This is a genomic window from Polaribacter sp. Z014 (genome assembly GCF_023555435.1).
Taxonomy (GTDB): domain Bacteria; phylum Bacteroidota; class Bacteroidia; order Flavobacteriales; family Flavobacteriaceae; genus Polaribacter.
The window spans coordinates 67113-84999 of record NZ_JALCZP010000003.1 but is presented as its reverse complement, the minus strand read 5'-3'; the positions used below and the strand labels follow the sequence as shown (position 1 = coordinate 84999).

The 17887-nt window shown below is 29.6% G+C and carries 16 protein-coding genes; 4 read left to right on the top strand and 12 right to left on the bottom strand.

Annotation, left to right across the window (positions count from 1 at the left end):
• Entirely contained in the window at positions 1-669 is a 669-nt protein-coding gene (locus MPF19_RS05780) for a response regulator (protein WP_249987161.1), read from the top strand.
• Positions 670-873: 204 nt separating this feature from the next.
• On the opposite strand, the gene MPF19_RS05775 is transcribed toward MPF19_RS05780, so the two are convergent.
• A complete protein-coding gene (locus MPF19_RS05775) occupies positions 874-1788 on the bottom strand; it encodes a hypothetical protein (protein WP_249987160.1) in 915 nt (304 codons plus the stop codon).
• A 238-nt stretch (positions 1789-2026) separates the two neighbouring features.
• Here MPF19_RS05775 and MPF19_RS05770 point away from each other — a divergent pair, with 238 nt between their 5' ends.
• Positions 2027-2518: a DinB family protein gene (locus MPF19_RS05770; protein WP_249987159.1), complete on the top strand. Its 492-nt coding sequence runs from the start codon at positions 2027-2029 to the stop codon at positions 2516-2518.
• A gap of 4 nt (positions 2519-2522) precedes the next feature.
• On the opposite strand, the gene MPF19_RS05765 is transcribed toward MPF19_RS05770, so the two are convergent.
• From MPF19_RS05765 to trmD, 8 genes are all read right to left on the bottom strand, one after another.
• Complete coding sequence (locus tag MPF19_RS05765; RefSeq protein WP_249987158.1) at positions 2523-3524, bottom strand: DUF6695 family protein; 1002 nt, start codon at positions 3522-3524, stop codon at positions 2523-2525.
• Entirely contained in the window at positions 3524-3766 is a 243-nt protein-coding gene (locus tag MPF19_RS05760) for a DUF6095 family protein (RefSeq protein WP_203394716.1), read from the bottom strand. Before MPF19_RS05760 ends, MPF19_RS05765 begins: the two co-directional genes overlap by 1 nt.
• On the bottom strand, positions 3763-4575 hold the full coding sequence (gene murQ, locus MPF19_RS05755) for an N-acetylmuramic acid 6-phosphate etherase (protein WP_249987157.1): 813 nt from the start codon (positions 4573-4575) through the stop codon (positions 3763-3765). The genes MPF19_RS05760 and murQ overlap by 4 nt, the downstream gene beginning before the upstream one ends.
• 269 nt (positions 4576-4844) lie before the next feature.
• Positions 4845-5675 carry a DUF4249 family protein gene (locus MPF19_RS05750; RefSeq protein WP_203394714.1) on the bottom strand — a complete coding sequence of 277 codons (831 nt, stop codon included), beginning with the start codon at positions 5673-5675 and terminating at the stop codon, positions 4845-4847.
• A gap of 37 nt (positions 5676-5712) precedes the next feature.
• Positions 5713-8094, bottom strand: coding sequence for a TonB-dependent receptor (locus MPF19_RS05745; RefSeq protein WP_249987156.1), 2382 nt, complete (start codon positions 8092-8094; stop codon positions 5713-5715).
• A gap of 383 nt (positions 8095-8477) precedes the next feature.
• On the bottom strand, positions 8478-10703 hold the full coding sequence (locus tag MPF19_RS05740) for an NADP-dependent isocitrate dehydrogenase (RefSeq protein ID WP_249987155.1): 2226 nt from the start codon (positions 10701-10703) through the stop codon (positions 8478-8480).
• 728 nt (positions 10704-11431) lie between these two features.
• Complete coding sequence (gene rplS / locus MPF19_RS05735) at positions 11432-11782, bottom strand: 50S ribosomal protein L19 (protein ID WP_203394740.1); 351 nt, start codon at positions 11780-11782, stop codon at positions 11432-11434.
• A gap of 158 nt (positions 11783-11940) precedes the next feature.
• Positions 11941-12615, bottom strand: coding sequence for a tRNA (guanosine(37)-N1)-methyltransferase TrmD (trmD, locus tag MPF19_RS05730; RefSeq protein ID WP_249987154.1), 675 nt, complete (start codon positions 12613-12615; stop codon positions 11941-11943).
• A 120-nt stretch (positions 12616-12735) separates the two neighbouring features.
• Here trmD and MPF19_RS05725 point away from each other — a divergent pair, with 120 nt between their 5' ends.
• The gene (locus tag MPF19_RS05725) at positions 12736-13140 is read left to right on the top strand and encodes a DUF2721 domain-containing protein (protein WP_203394710.1); all 405 of its coding nucleotides are present in this window, start codon (positions 12736-12738) and stop codon (positions 13138-13140) included.
• 64 nt (positions 13141-13204) lie between these two features.
• On the opposite strand, the gene MPF19_RS05720 is transcribed toward MPF19_RS05725, so the two are convergent.
• A complete protein-coding gene (locus MPF19_RS05720; protein WP_249987153.1) occupies positions 13205-14053 on the bottom strand; it encodes a DUF2911 domain-containing protein in 849 nt (282 codons plus the stop codon).
• A gap of 116 nt (positions 14054-14169) precedes the next feature.
• Here MPF19_RS05720 and MPF19_RS05715 point away from each other — a divergent pair, with 116 nt between their 5' ends.
• On the top strand, positions 14170-14931 hold the full coding sequence (locus tag MPF19_RS05715; protein WP_203394708.1) for an NAD(P)-binding domain-containing protein: 762 nt from the start codon (positions 14170-14172) through the stop codon (positions 14929-14931).
• A gap of 436 nt (positions 14932-15367) precedes the next feature.
• Here the strand turns inward: MPF19_RS05715 and gldG are convergent, their stop codons facing one another.
• Both gldG and gldF read right to left on the bottom strand, forming a co-directional pair.
• On the bottom strand, positions 15368-17008 hold the full coding sequence (gene gldG, locus MPF19_RS05710) for a gliding motility-associated ABC transporter substrate-binding protein GldG (RefSeq protein ID WP_249987152.1): 1641 nt from the start codon (positions 17006-17008) through the stop codon (positions 15368-15370).
• A complete protein-coding gene (gldF, locus tag MPF19_RS05705) occupies positions 17001-17717 on the bottom strand; it encodes a gliding motility-associated ABC transporter permease subunit GldF (RefSeq protein ID WP_203394706.1) in 717 nt (238 codons plus the stop codon). The genes gldG and gldF overlap by 8 nt, the downstream gene beginning before the upstream one ends.
• Positions 17718-17887 lie beyond the last annotated feature (170 nt).

Below are 17887 nucleotides of genomic sequence, written 5' to 3'. Positions count from 1 at the left end.
ATGTTTAAAAAAGTTTTAGTTGTAGAAGATTTTGATGTTATTAATAGCGGAATTAAAATGGCGTTAGAAGGGCTTAACATAAAAGAGGTAGATTATATCTCTTATTGCGATGAAGCTTTTTTAAAAATTAAAAATGCTTTTTTAATGGGTACTCCTTACCAATTAATTATTTCTGATTTATCTTTTGAGAATGATGGAACTCCTCAAGAATTAAAATCGGGCGATGAACTTATAGAAAAAATAAGGCAAGAATTTCCTAAATTAAAAATCATTGTTTTTTCTGTGGAAGATAAATCATATCGAATTCAGAATTTATATAAGAATTTAAAAATTCAAGCCTATATTTGGAAGAATCGTAATGGATTAAAAGAATTAAAAAAAGCGATAGACTTCGTTTCTAGCTCAGATCAATTTTATATTTCTCCCGAATTAAATACAACTATTCACCCTAAAAAAACCATTGAAATTACTGATGCTGATATTTTTTTAATAGAATTTTTATCTAAAGGTTTGCTTCAAGAAGCTATCAGTAAAAAATTAAAAGAAAAAGGAATTAAACCCTCTAGCATTAGTGCTATTGAAAAAAGGTTAAAGCTTTTAAAAGAACATTTTAATGCTAATAACCCAGCGCATTTAGTAGCTATTGCCAAAGACCTTGGGCTTATTTAGACCAAAAGGGCTTAAGTTTTTACAACGTTTTTGGTTAAATAATGCTATTCAATCTAAAAATATAAATACAATAAAAAACCTCATTTCTGTTTGGAAATGAGGTTTTAACTACAGCTTTTTCTTATTCAATATGTTGATATTTAAATAATTAAATTACAATTTTATAAAAATATTCGGAATGTAATTTACGCGTAAATACCATATTTAATTTCTTCTACTGCTAGCGGTTCTTTCCGTGTTTTTTGTGCTTCTTTTAACGGTAGTAGGTTTTCTACTAGTGCTGGTGCTATTTCGTTTTTCTGAAGTTGTATTTCCTCTAGTTACGTTAGTAGGTCTTCTAGAGGTACTTGTACTACTTCTTCTGTCTATACTTTTTTTCGTATTTACAGTAGAGGGTCTTCTGGTGGTAGTATTAGTACTTCTTCTTGTGTCTATTGTACTAGGTTTTCTATAAGTAGTATTACTTCTTCTAGTAATGGTATTTGGCCTTTTATTTGATATTGATGAAGCTGGTTTTCTTCGTCTTAAAATTTGACTTCTGTTACCAATTTTAGCATTTGTATTTGCTCTGTAATAAAAGTAGTGATTGTCTTCTCTTATTCTAGAATAATTTCTAGAAAAATCTCTGTGATAAAAATAAGAATTGTTGTAATCAAATATGTCTCCAATACTCAAGTTAAATCTTACACCATTATAGTTATAGTAATTATCCTTTACGTTTCCGTAAAACCTAGGGGTTCCCCAATGGTCATATCTCACTTTTAAATTACCAACATCGGTTAGTTTTCCTCTATAATACCTCATAAAAACGTTTCCTATTCTGGTTACATTTCCGTAGCTATCATAGTTTATAAAAGAGTTTCCAATTCTTTCAATTCTTCCCCTGTAATCTCTAGCTATTTGTATACCCCTTTGGTTTTCATAAGAATTATAGTGTGTATTAAAATCAAATTCACCATTGGTAAAGATGAAGAATTCAACACCTCGTTCTTCAAAATTTACAGAATTGTTATATGAGTAATTAAACCCAATTGTGTTAGGTATTTCTTTGTTGTTTTCCGCTTTAATAGTTGTAACAATTAAGAACATTCCTATTAATATAAGTACACCTTTTTTCATAATGTATGGTTTTAGGGTTTTGCTTACTCTAATATACTTTTCAGCATCCGTATTTGATTATAATATATTCAAACAACGTGCCATAAAATTATAGTACTATTATAATTATTTGTAATTTGGTGAATAATTAATTTTATAAAGTTGATATATAGGTATTTATGATTATTTTAGTAATAATATTTTAGAACGCGTAAATTTGGTGTTATTTTAACGACTTAAAACACTTAACAAGTAATTTATGATTAAAGCGATTGAGCAAAATTTACAAAAAGGGATTCAATTATTAAAAAATATTTCAGACGAACAATATTCAAACAACTCTGTGGCTCCCTATAATGCTAGTATTGGTTGCCATATGCGTCATATTTTAGATGTTTTTTCTTGTCTAATAAAAGGGTTAGATACTAAGTTTATAGATTTGTCTGTGAGAGAACGAAATGGATGTGCAGAAAAAGAAACCAGTTTAGGAATCGAATATTTTGAAACTGTAATTCATCAACTTAAAAAAATATCAGAAGAAGATTATAATACAGTAATTAAGGTTTCTGATGATATGGGCTTGGGCAAAGTAACTGCTAATTATACAATTGCAGCAATGTTAATGCAGGCACAAAGCCATACAACTCATCATTTTGCAAGTATTGGTTATATCGTTTACCAATTAGGAATTGAGTTGCCAAATACAGATTTTGGTTACAACCCTACAACACCTAAAAAGGTACATGCATAAAGAGTTAAATATTTTTTTTAAAATAGTACTTTTTATCTTTTTGTTGAATAAAAACCTCTTTACAATTGGTAGGATGCATAAAATTATGAGCAATTGATGGGTTAAAGCAGGTTTTGTTTATAGAAAATAAAGCCTCAAAATCTTTCTTTCCTTTGGCTGTATATCTGGCTATTTTATATATTTCAAGATTTACTTGTTGTTCAATTTTAAACCATGCACCACTTCCAATTCCACCTAGCCAAGTTCCTTTTTTTAATTCAAAAACTTTTATATTCGGGTGTTCTGTGCCAATTAAATTAGGTTCATTATTAAATTTCTTAAAAAAAGAAGCTTTGTATTCTTTTAGAATGGATCTATTTTTATAAACCTTAATTTCTTGTTTATAAATGGTATAAATTATGTTGTTTGTATTTCCTTTAATAACATTTCCAATAGGACTCGGTGTTAATAGATTCGACTTTTTTAGTTGTTGACCAATTTTTTTATTTGAAGAAGAAGCAATAATAGCATCCGTTACAAATCTGGCACAATTGGTTCCTTTTTTTATAAAAGCACCATAAGGAATTTCTTTTTCATCAATTAATTGATGAATAAATTGATGCGCTTTGCTAAAGTCAATTTCATTATGAACACTAGCTACTAATCTGCCGTCACCATGCGTTTTTTCTGGATGCTTTTCTATCCAAAGTAAAATATCTTTTAAGTTGGTTAAGGTTCCATTTTTAAATTTAGCATTTATAGAAACTTCAAGTTCCGGATCTGTTTTTTTACATCTAACCCGTCCGTTACTATAGGTGGTAATATATCTACCAAAATCGAAATAACTAATTTCAGGTTCTTCTTTTTTAATCAATAATAAGGCTGCGTGTCCAGCCTGTACAGCATGTTTGCCTCCAATACCAATTAGAGGCCAAATTTTACTTGAAGGCTCCCAATAAGCAGGTCTCACAACCGTGTCAGGATAAGAGAGAATTATTATAATTCCGTCAGTCTTTTGATTGCTCATTAATTATTAAAAATGGCTTTAAGTAGAATATTAAACGTTTTAAAAGCAAAGTAAATAGTAAAAACAACTAAGATAGCTGCTGCCAATAAAATAAGATAAGCAAGATATTCTTTAGGTGTATTATCAAACTTTTTTAAAGCTTTAAACCCCATAGTAAGTGTTATGGGAGAAGCTATAAAAAGGAAAAGTAAAATACTTAAATACTTTAAACCTTTTCCTAATAAGTCATAGTTAGTACTCATTTTTTATAATTTTTAATAGCGTTTCTAACATTACCAAATTTAATTAACAACTCACTTGCTTTCTGTTGGTCGATATTTAATTCTTTAGCTAACATTATTTGGCCTCTTTCTACCAGTTTATTGTTAGAAAGCTGCATGTCTACCATTTTATTCCCTTTAATTTTTCCTAATTGAATCATGGTAGCGGTAGACAACATGTTTAGAACTAATTTTTGTGCAGTTCCGGCTTTCATTCTAGAACTTCCAGTAACAAACTCTGGTCCCACAATAACTTCTATAGGAAACTTTGCAACTTGCCCTAAAGGACTATTTTTATTACAAGCAATACAACCCGTTATAATATTGTTTTTATTACATTCTTCTAAAGCAGAAATTACATAAGGCGTTGTACCCGAAGCCGCAATACCAACAACAGCATCTTTATTAGTAATGTTGTGCGCTTGTAAATCTAACCAACCTTGGTTCGTAGAATCTTCGGCAAACTCAACTGCGTTTCTAATAGCAATATCTCCGCCGGCTATAATACCAACAACCAATTGAGGAGAAACACCAAAAGTAGGTGGACATTCAGAGGCATCTACAACACCTAATCTGCCAGAAGTACCTGCTCCTAAATAAAAAAGTCTCCCTCCGTTTTGTAATTTATTTACAATTTGTACGGTTAAAGCTTCAATTTGTGGTAATGCTTTTTCTACAGCTAAAGGTACCGTTTTGTCTTCGTTATTTATGTTGCTTAAAAGTTCTGTTACAGACATCTTTTCTAGATGATTGTACTTAGAATCTTGTTCGGTTGTTTTAATAAATGTCATTGGCCAAAAATACTGAATTCTTAGCTATATTTTTAATTATTTTTTGGGCGTTTTAACGGGCTTTCCACTATATCTTTTTTTTGGGTTACATTTATTTTAACATTTCCCTAATCAATTTCTAGGTATTATTTATAGGAAATACAGAAATCTAAATAATAAAAAAAAAGGATAGAGCTTGTCTTGAGCGAAGTCGAAAGGTTTCAATCCCTAACGCAAACGGACTTTGTGATATTTTAACTAGGGGGTTAAATCCCTTAATTTTTTAATAACTATTCTTTATCTATTAAATTTATAGTAAAAGTATCTGTTTCAGAAATATGAAAATAGCCTAAAGGAAAATTAGTTTCGTTTGTGGTGTTAATTATGTTTCCTAACAAAGAGGTTGGAGCAGATTGAAACGGACCACCACCACTTTCTCCACTTTGATTTAATAAAATGGAAAAATAGGTGTTATATTCTTTAGATATTCCAGATAATTTGACCTCTATTTCTTTAGGTAATTCAATATTTTCGTCTTCATAAAAATAAGAAAAATTATATTTAGATCCATTAAAATAGGTGTCTTCAATATTAACAAAATTATAGGTATCAATATTAAAAAGATAGTAATTATCTTCTTCTATATTGTCCGAAAATAAAATTTTCAACTCTATTTCGTCATCAGAAAAAAGGGTATCATCTCCTTGTGTAATAGTATTAATAACGGTAGATTTTATTTTTGTAGCTTTTCCTTTATAAGTTTCGTTTTCATAAATAACAGTCAATTCATACGTTATATCATCCGCAGGAATAAAAGGATTTATAGGTTTAAAATTCCCATCAGCATTTGTGTCTACAAAAGGAATTATAGTATTATCAGATAAGTTAGTTAAAGTAACGGTAGCATTTGTAACAGGGGGAATTTCATCTTCAAAATAATCTGCAGATAAACTTAGTTTTACAGTGGTATTTGCTGTTACCGGGTTTTCATCAAAGAATACTTCAAAACTAGCATCAATTACTAATTTTGGTTCAATAGAAGGAACATCAACCTCTATTACTTTTTCACAATTAGAAAAAAGTAATATAAATAAAAAAGGAAGTATAAATTGTTTTTTCATTTTATATATTTTATTTTCAAGGAGTTTAAACCCCTCGTTAGAATTTAAAATTATAGGTTACAGAAGGCACTAAACCAAAAATAGAAGTTTGTATCGCTTCGTTTCTGTAGGTTTCATCATTCTGTGTAAAGTTTATAGATGCTGCATTTTGACGGCCATATAAATTATAAATTCCAAAAACCCATTCTCCTTGCCACTTTCTGTTTTTATTCTTTTCAGGAGTTAAGGTTGCAGAAACATCTAATCGATGATAAGCAGGTAATCTATCTGCATTTCTTCTATTATCATCATAAATTGGTACATTTAAACTTTGTATTTCATATTGACCTACAGGGTAATTTGTAGGTTGTCCTGTTTGAAAAACAAAATTAGTATTGAATTTCCATTTCTCATTCAACTCGTAACTTGCATTTATAGAGAAATCATGTGTTTTATCATACGGAGTATTATACCATTCTCCACTGTTAATTCCGGGTTCGGTGGCCGTTCTTCCTTGTGTTAATTGTTCTGACTTAGATAATGTATAAGCAAACCAACCTTTAAACTTTCCGGCGTTCTTTTTAAGTAAGAATTCTAAGCCATAAGCTCTTGCTTTTCCGTTTAAAATTACGGTTTCAATTTCATTATTAGCAATTAAATTGGCCCCATTTATGTAATCTATTCTATTTTGAATGTCTTTATAAAATACTTCTGTTTCTATGGAATAATCACCATTTTTTAAGGATTTAAAATACCCAACGGCATATTGATCTAAAAGTTGAGGTTTTATATATTTTCCACTTGGCGTCCAAACATCTAATGGAGTAGGAGATGAGGTGTTAGATAATAAATGTAAATACTGTGCCATTCTATTGTAACTTGCTTTTATAGACGTATGATTATCTAAAATGTAAGACATAGAAATTCTAGGCTCAAAGTTGTTAAAACTTCTAATAACATTACTTCTATTAAAAGATTCTGTATCTATTGCCTCTGCAGATTCATATTTTTTAAATTCTTCATTATAAATTACAGCTTCATCATTGGCGTATACATTTAATTCATCTTGTCCTAATCTTGTAAAGTTGCTAAAACGAATTCCGTATTGCAATCTTAATTTGTCGCTAATTTTGTGTTCAGCATCTATATAGGCAGCAAATTCATTGGCGTATTTGTCCATTAATTTTTCAGGAACAATTCCAGAATCTTCTCTATTTGGCAAAATCTCTCCTGGATTAAATTTTGTATAGATATTGTTTATTCCATAACTCAATTTAAATTTATTATTAATGTAATGATTAAAATCGTATTTCAGATTGTAGTTTGTAATACCAGAATCCCACTCGAAACCAACAAAATCTAGCGTTAATCCATAGAAATAATCAGAATAAATTAAAGATAAATTAGAGAATAATTTATCAGAAAAAAGATGATTCCAACGCAGGTTTCCTACTTTATTTCCATATTCATTTACAAAGCTATCACTAATTCCAAAAACATCCTTTCCAAAATAACCAGAAAAGAAAATACTATTTCTGTCATTTATTCGGTAGTTTACCTTTGTGTTTAAATCATAAAAATAAGCGGTGTTATCATTATCAAAAAGCGGTAAGAATAAATGAGCGTAAGAAGATCTTCCGCCAACTAAGAAAGATACTTTTTCTTTTTTTATAGGACCTTCAATTAATAATCTAGAAGAAACCAAACCAATTCCTCCGGTTGCTTTAAACTCTTTACTGTTTCCTTCTTTTTGATAAATATCTAAAACAGACGATAATCTTCCGCCATATTTTGCAGGAATTCCTCCTTTATATAGTTTAACATCTTTGATTACATCTGGATTAAAAACAGAGAAAAATCCAAATAAATGAGACGAATTAAAAACAATTGCTTCGTCTAATAAAATTAAATTCTGATCTGCAGCACCACCTCTTACATTAAAACCAGAAGCGCCTTCTCCCGCACTTGTAACTCCAGGTAATAAGATTAAAGATTTAATAATATCTGCTTCTCCCAATACAACGGGTATTTGTTTTATAGTTGCAGATGTAAGTCTGTTAACACTCATTTGAGGTGTTCTCACATTCAAGTTTTCTACATTACCTTCTATAATAATTTCATCTAAATTTTCAGATTCTTCTTTTAAGTAGAAGTTTTTAGATGTTTTTTCTTTTAGGTTGATCGTTTCCATTATAGTACTAAAACCAATATAACTTACCTGTATTTTGTATATTTCTTTTGGTAGGGTTATAGAAAAGAACCCATATTGATTGGTTGTGGTTCCAGAGTTTAATTCAGGAAAGTATATGGAAACTCCAATTAAAGTTTCATTATTACTATCGTCATAAACAGTACCACTAATTGTATATCTTTCTTGAGAAAAAGCAGTAATGCTTAATAATAATAGTGTTACGAAAAGTAGTTTTTTCAAATAAAACATTTTGTTTAATGATTTAAAATAAATAATAAACAAAAATACAATACTAATTTTTAATATAATGTAAAAAAATAAATATTTTATAGTTTTAGTGTCCGATTATTTTTTTTTAGATTATTAATCCCTTTTAAAATAAGGGGCTTCACGTATTTTATAAATGATACCCTTGCTTTTTTGAAATAATTTTATTGAGAAAAGGTAGACTAATTTTAGTTTAAGTTAGATTGGTTTTTCAGGTGGTTAGAGTAAAGTCTTGGTTCTTGATTCTAAAAGCGAAGAGGTCTTATATTTTTTATAGGACACTAATGATTTTATATAAGATTTATAAACAACAAAAGCCGATGTTTATACATCGGCTTTTATTTAAAATATTTGTATTTAGAAATCTAAATAGCGTTTAAAATAATATTTAAAGTAGAATTTGGTCTCATTGCAGCATCAGCTAAATTTTCGTTTGGTAAATAATAACCTCCCATATCTACAGCATTTCCTTGAATTTCATTTAATTCAGCTACAATTTTAGCTTCGTTATTTTTTAATTCAGTTGCAACTTTAGAAAAAGCAGCTTTTAATTCTGCATCTTTATCTTGTGCAGCCAATCCTTCTGCCCAGTAGGTTGCTAAGTAGAAATGACTTCCTCTGTTATCTAATTCACCAACTTTTCTTGAAGGAGATTTATCATTTTCTAAGAATTTATCTGTAGCTTCATCTAACGTTTCAGCTAAAATTAAGGCTTTAGAGTTATCATTAGAAGTACCTAAGTGCTCTAAAGAAACGGCTAGTGCTAAAAACTCACCTAAAGAATCCCAACGTAAGTGATCTTCTTCTAAAAATTGTTGAACATGTTTTGGAGCAGAACCACCAGCACCAGTTTCAAACAATCCACCACCACTCATTAAAGGAACAATAGATAACATTTTAGCAGAAGTACCAACTTCTAATATTGGAAATAAATCTGTTAAATAATCACGTAAAACGTTTCCAGAAACAGAGATAGTATCTTCTCCTTTTACAATTCTTTCTAAAGTGAATTCAGTTGCTTTTATTGGAGATAAAATTCTAATATCCAATCCAGAAGTATCATGTTCTGGTAAATATTTTTTTACTTTTTTAATAATTTCAGCATCATGAGCTCTATCTTTATCTAACCAAAATACGGCAGGAGTACTAGAAACTCTCGCTCTTGTAACCGCCAATTTAATCCAATCTTGAATTGGTAAATCTTTCGCTTGGCACATTCTCCAGATATCTCCTTCTTCAACAGTATGTTGTAAAAGTGTTTTTCCAGAAGCGTCTATAACAACTACTTTTCCGTCAGCTGCTATTTCAAAAGTTTTATCATGAGAACCATATTCTTCTGCTTTTTGAGCCATTAAACCAACATTAGGAACAGTTCCCATAGTTGTAGGATCTAAAGCACCATGTTTTTTACAGAAATTGATAGTTGCAGAATAAATACCTGCATAAGCACTATCAGGTATAATAGCTTTGGTGTCTTGTAATTTTCCATCTGCATTCCACATGCGTCCAGAAGTTCTAATCATAGCAGGCATAGAAGCATCTATAATAACATCAGACGGTACATGTAAATTAGTAATTCCTTTTTCAGAATTTACCATAGCTAATTCAGGACCATGATCTATAGCATATCTTATTTCTTGTCTAATTTCATCACGTTTTTCTTTTGGTAATTCGCTTAGTTTAGAAAGTAGGTTTCCTAAACCATTGTTTACATCTACACCAATTTTCTTAAAAGTTTTTCCGTGTTTCTTAAATAAATCTGCAAAATATACACGAACAGCATGACCAAAAATTATTGGATCACTCACTTTCATCATCGTTGCTTTCATGTGTAAAGAAAACAACACATTTTTATCTAAAGAATCTTCATATTGTTCTTCTAAGAAAGCAATTAATGCTTTTTTACTCATTATAGTAGCATCTATAATTTCTCCGTCTAGTAGATCTAATTTTTCTTTTAAAATGGTTTTAGTTCCATTTTCTGCTATATGAACAATACTTATTGATGTTGCATTTTTTACAGTTACAGATTTTTCATTATTGTTAAAATCTCCTTCTGTCATTGTTGCAACATGTGTTTTAGAATCTGCAGACCAAGCACCCATAGAGTGTGGGTTTTTACGCGCATAATTCTTTATTGCTTTTGGTGCTCTTCTGTCAGAATTACCTTCACGTAAAACTGGGTTTACAGCAGAACCTTTTACTTTATTATAAAGTGCTAATACAGCTTTGTCTTCATCTGTTTTTATTTCATCCGGATAATTTGGAAGTGCATATCCTTTTTCTTGTAATTCTAAGACTGCTTCTTTTAACTGAGGAACAGAAGCACTAATATTAGGTAATTTAATAATGTTAGCTTCTGGCTTATTAACAAAATCACTCAAAAAAGCCAAAGCATCTTCTACTTTTTGTTCTGGAGTTAAATATTCTGAGAAATTAGCAAGTATCCTTGAAGATAAAGAGATATCTTTTACTTCAATTTCTATGTTAGAAGATTTTGTAAAAGCTTTTACTATAGGTAAGAAAGAACGTGTTGCTAAAGCCGGAGCTTCATCAGTTTTTGTGTATATAATTTTAGCTATTTTACTCATTTTGAGATATTTTTTTATAAGTTATTTGTTTTTTAACGAAATGCTTTTCGTAAAAAAGTCGAACAAATTTATGAATTAATAACGACACTTTTGTTGATTAATTACCATTAATTATATCATTTTTATGAGTATTTAATAATAAAGTTACGTTATTGTTAAGAATGTGAGTTTAAAACAAAATAAAAGCCATATCATACAATTTCTTGCAGTGATATGGCTTTTTCGAAATAGTATTTTTGTACTGTTTGTATTGCTACAAGGTTAAATAAAAGTTTCCTTTTATATTTCTTTTTTTAGAAAGAAATTACTTATTACTATTTCAGTTTTGAAACATCCTTAATTTTAAGAAAGCATGCTGCTATTTTTAAAATTTTTATGAATGTTTCGATTGTAATCATTAAAAATTAAACTTGCCTCGATTTAGTTACTATTTACACAATGCGTAAATCTTGCTTTGATTTTCTATGTTATTTTTTCAAATAAGAAGAAATTCTTGTTTATTTTTTTCTGATAACAATAGTATATAAAGAACGTTGCTTTATGTATTTACATACAATTTTCAATTACTTTGTAAATTCTGATATAAATATACAAATAATCTACAGTTCTATTTGGTTTTTAACATTTTGATTATTAACATTTTATTAACCGTAGTTATAAACATTTGTGAACTAAAAAAAGCGTTGTGATTTCTCACAACGCTTTTTAATACTTTTATGTAAAAGAAATTATCTTCTTTTTTCAGTAATTCTAGCTTTCTTACCAGTAAGACCTCTAAAGTAGAAAATACGAGCTCTACGTACTTTACCTCTTTTGTTTACTTCAATTTTTTGAATAGAAGGTAAGTTTACAGGGAAAATTCTTTCTACACCTACAGTACCAGACATTTTTCTGATTGTAAATGTTTCTGAAGCTGCAACTCCTTTTCTTTGAATAACTACACCTCTAAAAAACTGAGTACGTACTTTATCTCCCTCTTTAATTTCGTAATAAACAGTGATTGTATCTCCTGCTGCAAATTCTGCAAATTCTTTTCTAGTTACAAATTCGTCTTGTACAAACTTTACTAAAGCTTCCATAATATTATAATTTAATTGATTTTGTAAAGCAACATTCACGATTTTTTCGTCAGAGGTTAATTTAGCGGTTGCAAAAGTAGTCATTATTTTTTGTTGATAAAACTAATAACCATTATTTTTTATTGTTTTTAAAAAGTGCTTTTTCTTATATATTACAACTACTTTAATAAGTCTGGTCTTATTTTTTCAGTTCTTTCATAAGCTTGGTCGCTTCTCCAATCATCTATTTTAGGGAAATTACCAGACAATAATACATCAGGAACTTTCATCCCTTCAAATTCTGAAGGTCTTGTATATACTGGTGGCGATAACAAATTGTCTTGAAAAGAGTCTGTAAGTGCAGATTGTTCGTCTCCAATAACCCCTGGAATTAAACGTACAACTGCGTCTACTAAAACTGCAGCAGCTAATTCTCCGCCAGTTAAAACATAATCTCCAATAGAAATTTCTTTAGTAATGTATTTATCACGAATTCTTTGATCTACACCTTTATAATGTCCTGTTAAAATAAGGATATTCTCTTTTAAAGAAAGTGTGTTTGCTGTTCTTTGATTTAATGTTTTTGCATCTGGAGTCATATAGATAACTTCATCATACGTTCTTTCTAATTGCAATTTCTTAATACAATTAGCAATCGGTTCTATCATCATTACCATACCAGCGCCACCACCAAATTGAGTGTCGTCTATTTGTTTGTAATTCCCTAAGCCGTATTCACGTAAATCGTGAATAATAATCTCTGCTAAACCTTTGTCTTTTGCGCGTTTAATTATAGAATGATTAAACGGACTTTCTAATAAATTTGGGGCAACTGAAATAATATCTATTCGCATGTGGCAAATGTACTATTTTTGTTGGGTTTAGAAATACTAGATTTTTAGTTATCTAAATGATAAAAATTAAAATTTTATTCTTTTACTGGATGTTGATTATTTCTTAAATTTGATCTTTATATGGAAGAATTAACATTAACAACACCAGCACTTTTATTTTCTGCAATATCTTTAATTATGTTGGCATATACGAACCGTTTTTTGGCGTATGCAGCAGTGATTAGAAATTTACATGATATTTATTTAGAAAAGCAAGATCATTCTTTACTAAGACAAATTAAAAATTTAAAATTGCGTTTAAACTTAACCAGGTGGATGCAAATTTTCGGGATTTCTAGTTTGTTATTTTGTGTGGTAACCATGTTTTTAATTTATGTACATTTAAAGATATTGGCAGCTTGGGTATTTGGTTTTGCATTAATTTTATTAATGATTTCTCTTGGATTATTGATAAAGGAATTACAGATTTCCATACGAGCATTGCAACATCATATTGAAGATATTGAGGAGCATTTAGAAAAATAGACCATAAAAAAAATCTCAAGTGATAACTTGAGATTTTTAAAATTTATTAAAATAGGAAATCAATTTACATCGCTCCCCATTCTATTAAAGATGCTTTGTTCATTTTTACATAACCAGCATTTCCCGCTTTTTCTGAGTATTTTAAAGATTCTTTAGCCGCTTTAATTGCTCCTTTTTTATCTCCTGCTTTTGCATGAATTAATGCTTGTTTGCGTAAAAAATAGAATTTTGGTGCATCAGCAGTCATTTCAATAGCTTTGTCAATCCACGTTTGTGCTTTTTTAATATCTTTATCAGCTTCTAAATAATAAGATGCAGATGCATAATAATCGTTTGCAGAAGGCCCGTTCATAACAGCGGTAATTTGTTTAGAAACTAAAGATTCTGTTGGTGTTTCAAACTTTAAACCTACATATGTGTTTTCCCATAAAATACCTAAAACAGCAGAACTATTTGTAATGTTATCAAATGTCATCGTAAAAGTTTCTATTTTCATAGGCATTGTTTGTGGAGTCGCTTTTGCTTGTGCAGCTACTTTAGCATCATCCCATTTTGCAGGATTCCCCCAATTGGTTGTATCCGCATAAAAATATACGTTCCAAGAATCCTTTCCTGGTTTTGTGTATAGTGCATACGTTCCTTTCTTTAAATCTTTACCATTAACGGTTACATCTGTAGAAAAAGTAATTTTAGTGTTTTCATTTGCGCCAGTTCTCCATACTTCATTAAAAGGAACTAAATCTCCAAAAATAGTTCTCCCTTTTATTCCAGGTCTAGAGTATTCTAAAGTTACCTCTGTCAATCCTACTTTTTGTTCTATTTTTTGAGAAGGACTAGGTGCTGGTGTTTTTATTTGTGCATTTACGGTAAAAGTAAAAATGGCTACAAATAATGATAGTATAATTTTATTCATAATTATAGGTTATTTAGGTTTTAATTGATTTTCAAAATTACAATTTCAAAATACTGTAAACGTTAACAAAACCTTAAAATAAACGGATGTATCTTTGTGTTTATTGATACAGTTTTATGAGGAGAATAAGTGTTTTAGGTTGTGGTTGGTTAGGTAAGTCTTTAGCAATTTCATTGTTAGATGAAGGTTATTTTGTAAAAGGGTCTACTACTACAGAAGAGAAATTAGAACTTTTAGAAATGAATAATATTGAACCTTATCTTGTTAATATTTCCGAATTTGAAGAGTTTGATGATTTCTTGCATACAGATATTTTAATTATTGCTATTACGTCTAAAGATGTGGATGGTTTTGAGAATTTAATTTCACAAATTGAAAATTCTGAAATTCAAAAAGTAATCTTTATCAGTTCTACTGGTGTCTATGGACGATTGAATAGAGTAATGACAGAAGAAGATGAAGTTTTAAAAACTCCGTTAACAGAAATTGAAAATTTATTTAGAGAAAATACTTTTTTCGAAACTACAATTATTCGTTTTGCTGGTTTGTTTGGTGATGTAAGACAACCTTGTAATTGGTTTAAAAACGGACGAAAAATTCCGCAACCAAAAGGATTTGTAAATATGATTCATAAAGAAGATTGTATTGAAATTATTCATGAAATCATCGCTCAAGATTGTTGGAATGAAACTTTTAATGCGTGTTCTAATCACCATCCAACAAGGAGAGAATTTTATACAATAGCAAAATTAAGTAACGATTTTGAAGTACCCGAATTTGAAGAGAATGAAGTGTACGAATGGAAAATTATCAGCTCTAAAAAAGTCCAGGAGGTTTTAGAGTATGAATTTATTCATGATGATTTGTTGAGTATTTAAGTATCAAATGTTCATTGTAAAAGGATATTGACGATGTATATGAGGTTTCTCAATCGCAAAAAAGCTCATTTCGAAATAACAAAACGTTTGTCTCTTTTTAGTTTGTAAATTGCTATGAGACTTCTCCTCATTCTTCGTTTGAAATAACAGTGAGCTGTGATGTGAGTTTGAGTATTTTTTTTGATAAACTAAATTGAAAAATTTTTAGAGTAACCAGAAATAAGTATAAATTGTCACTTCGACTTTTGGAGAAGTCTCATAGAGTAGATAACACAATACGTTGCACTTTTGTAAATTTTCGCGTGAGTTTATCTTGAGCGAAGTCGGAAAGCTAAAAAGCGCTCATTTTGAAATGATAAAAGGAGTGTGTTTTCTGTTTTTTTATGGATGAAGATAATTGTATCGAGTAGTTTTTATTTTTGCTAACTGCTAACTGCTAACTATATTTCCTCTTTCTCAAGTAATTAAAAACAAATCCGAAGGCAAATAAAAGTATTAGCGGAAGTACAACATTAAAAAACTGCCAAAAAGTACGTTCTTTAAATGCTTTTTGTTTGTCTAAAGTTCTTATCTGTAATGTTTTGTTTCTAAGTTGAATTAAGCCCGCATCATCTAATAAATAATCAACAGTGTTTAATAGGAAATCTTTATTTCCAAATTGTTGATTTGTCCATTTATCTCTATTTAAATCGAAAGGTTTTTCTTTTAAAATTTGGTTTTTGCCAATATCACCATCAGAAATTATTACCATTTTATTGTTGGTTGCATGGTCTTTAAATAAAGGTGTTTCAAAAGGTTTTACTCTATTTTTATAAGCCGATTTAAAATCACCTTCTAATAAAACAGCAAACAATTGATTTCCGCCTTTGTACTCATCTTCAATTACTTCATCTGCAATAGATTGGAGTTCAATAAAACTAGGAGTACCTACTTTTTTTGTTAATGTAGAACTTAGTAATAAAGGTGTTTTTTTTATGTTATTTTTTAAAGTATCAATCTGATTTGCAAATTGTAAACGAACAGGAGAAATGTTTTTTGTAATGGCATGATTTGGGTTTCCTCCAACCAAGGGGTGATAAAACCAGTCTAAATTTTTAAACTGCGTTTGATTGCCAACTTTACCAGTGGCTAATGGAATTTGAGCAGCATATAAATCTTTAATCAACGTAGTGTTAATTCTAATTCCGTAAGAAAATAACAGATCTGTTAAGTTTAAATCTCTTGGATATGCCAACATTTTACCGGAAGTAAACAAACTGTCTTGATCTGCTTGCACATTATCCAACATCCACAATGTTTTTCCACCATTGGCAATAAATTGATCTAAAGTTAGTTTTTCTTTCTCTGTAAATTTTTGAGTAGGTTTAGCAATAATAGCCAAATCTAAAGAGGTTAAATCTTTTAATGTTTGCTGCGGATTGGTTGTTACAGAATCTAAGGTAAACTTTGCTAGCTTATATTTCTTAGCAACTTCACTTAAAAAACTATATTGATAAATGTCTGGTAATTCTCCATTTCCGGTAATTACGGCAATACTTTTTTGTTTTTTTTGAGTAACGGAATTAATAGCATTAGAAAAACTATATTCTAAATTTTCAATGGCTTTTTGCAGCTGTTCGTCTTGAGACGCCACAATTGCATTTGGAAGCAAAGATACAATGGTGGCTTTTTTGCCGTAAGTTATTTCTGCCCAAGGAAAAATAATAGCTTCAGATAATTTTCCTTGCTCTTCTACTGTTAGTTGACTTGGCAGCATACCTCGTTTAATTAGGTTTTCTCGCTGGTTATCTGGAGCTTCAAAATTTATTTTTATGTTTGGGTTTTTAATGGCTAACTCTTCTAAATACTGACGAGTTTCTACCTGAAGTCTTTTAAATTCTGAAGGAAAATCACCTTCTAAATAAACAGAGATAAATAGTGGTTTATCAACTTTAGAAATAATTTTTTCTGTAGTTTTAGAAAGAGTGTAACGTTTATCTGCAGTTAAATCAAAACGTTTATAAAATGATTGATTGATAATATTTAAAAAAATCAATCCAATAATTAATATTGCTATATTTTTTAGTTTCTTATTCATTGTCTAGACGTATTTTAGTAATGAATAAAAAGAAAATAGTAACACTTAAAAAGTATACAATATCTCTTGAGTCTATAATACCTCTAGAAATACTTTTAAAATGTTCGTTTATTCCCATTTTTTTAATGGTTAAGTCATTACCAAGAGAATTGGAAATGGCATCGAAACCATAATACAAAAAGAAGGTAATAAAAACACCTAAAATAAAAGCGACTATTTGGTTTTTAGAAAGTGTAGATGTAAATAAACCAATAGCAGTATAGGTTGCTGCTAAAAATAATAAGCCAAGATAAGAGCCAATTGTGCTACCGAAATCTAGGTTTCCAATAGGGTTTCCTAATTGGTATATTGTATAAACGTAGGTTAGGGTTGGTATTAAAGCCACTACAACCAATAGGAGTGAAGCCAAGAATTTTCCCAACACAATTTGCCAGTCGGAAATTGGTTTTGTTTTTAAGAGCTCTATGGTGCCGCTGTTTAATTCGTCTGCAAAACTTTTCATGGTTATTGCCGGAATTAAAAATAGAAATACCCAAGGAGCAAAAAAGAAAAACGAATTTAAATCTGCAAAACCAGCGTTTAATATATTAAAGTCTCCTTTAAAAACCCATAAAAACAAACCGTTCATCAACAAGAAAACACCAATAACTAAATAGGCAATAGTACTTGAGAAAAATGAGTTGAATTCTTTTTTAAGGATTGATATCAATGTAAAATAGTTTATACGTTTACTTGGTTCTTTTTATTTCTAATTTTGTTGATAGAAATACGATTATGTTCATTTTAAATGATAATGAATTTATAAAATGTCATTCGAGGCTTGTCTAAGACTAATTTTCTTCATCAAAAGCACTTCGACAGGCTCAGTGTGACATTGTT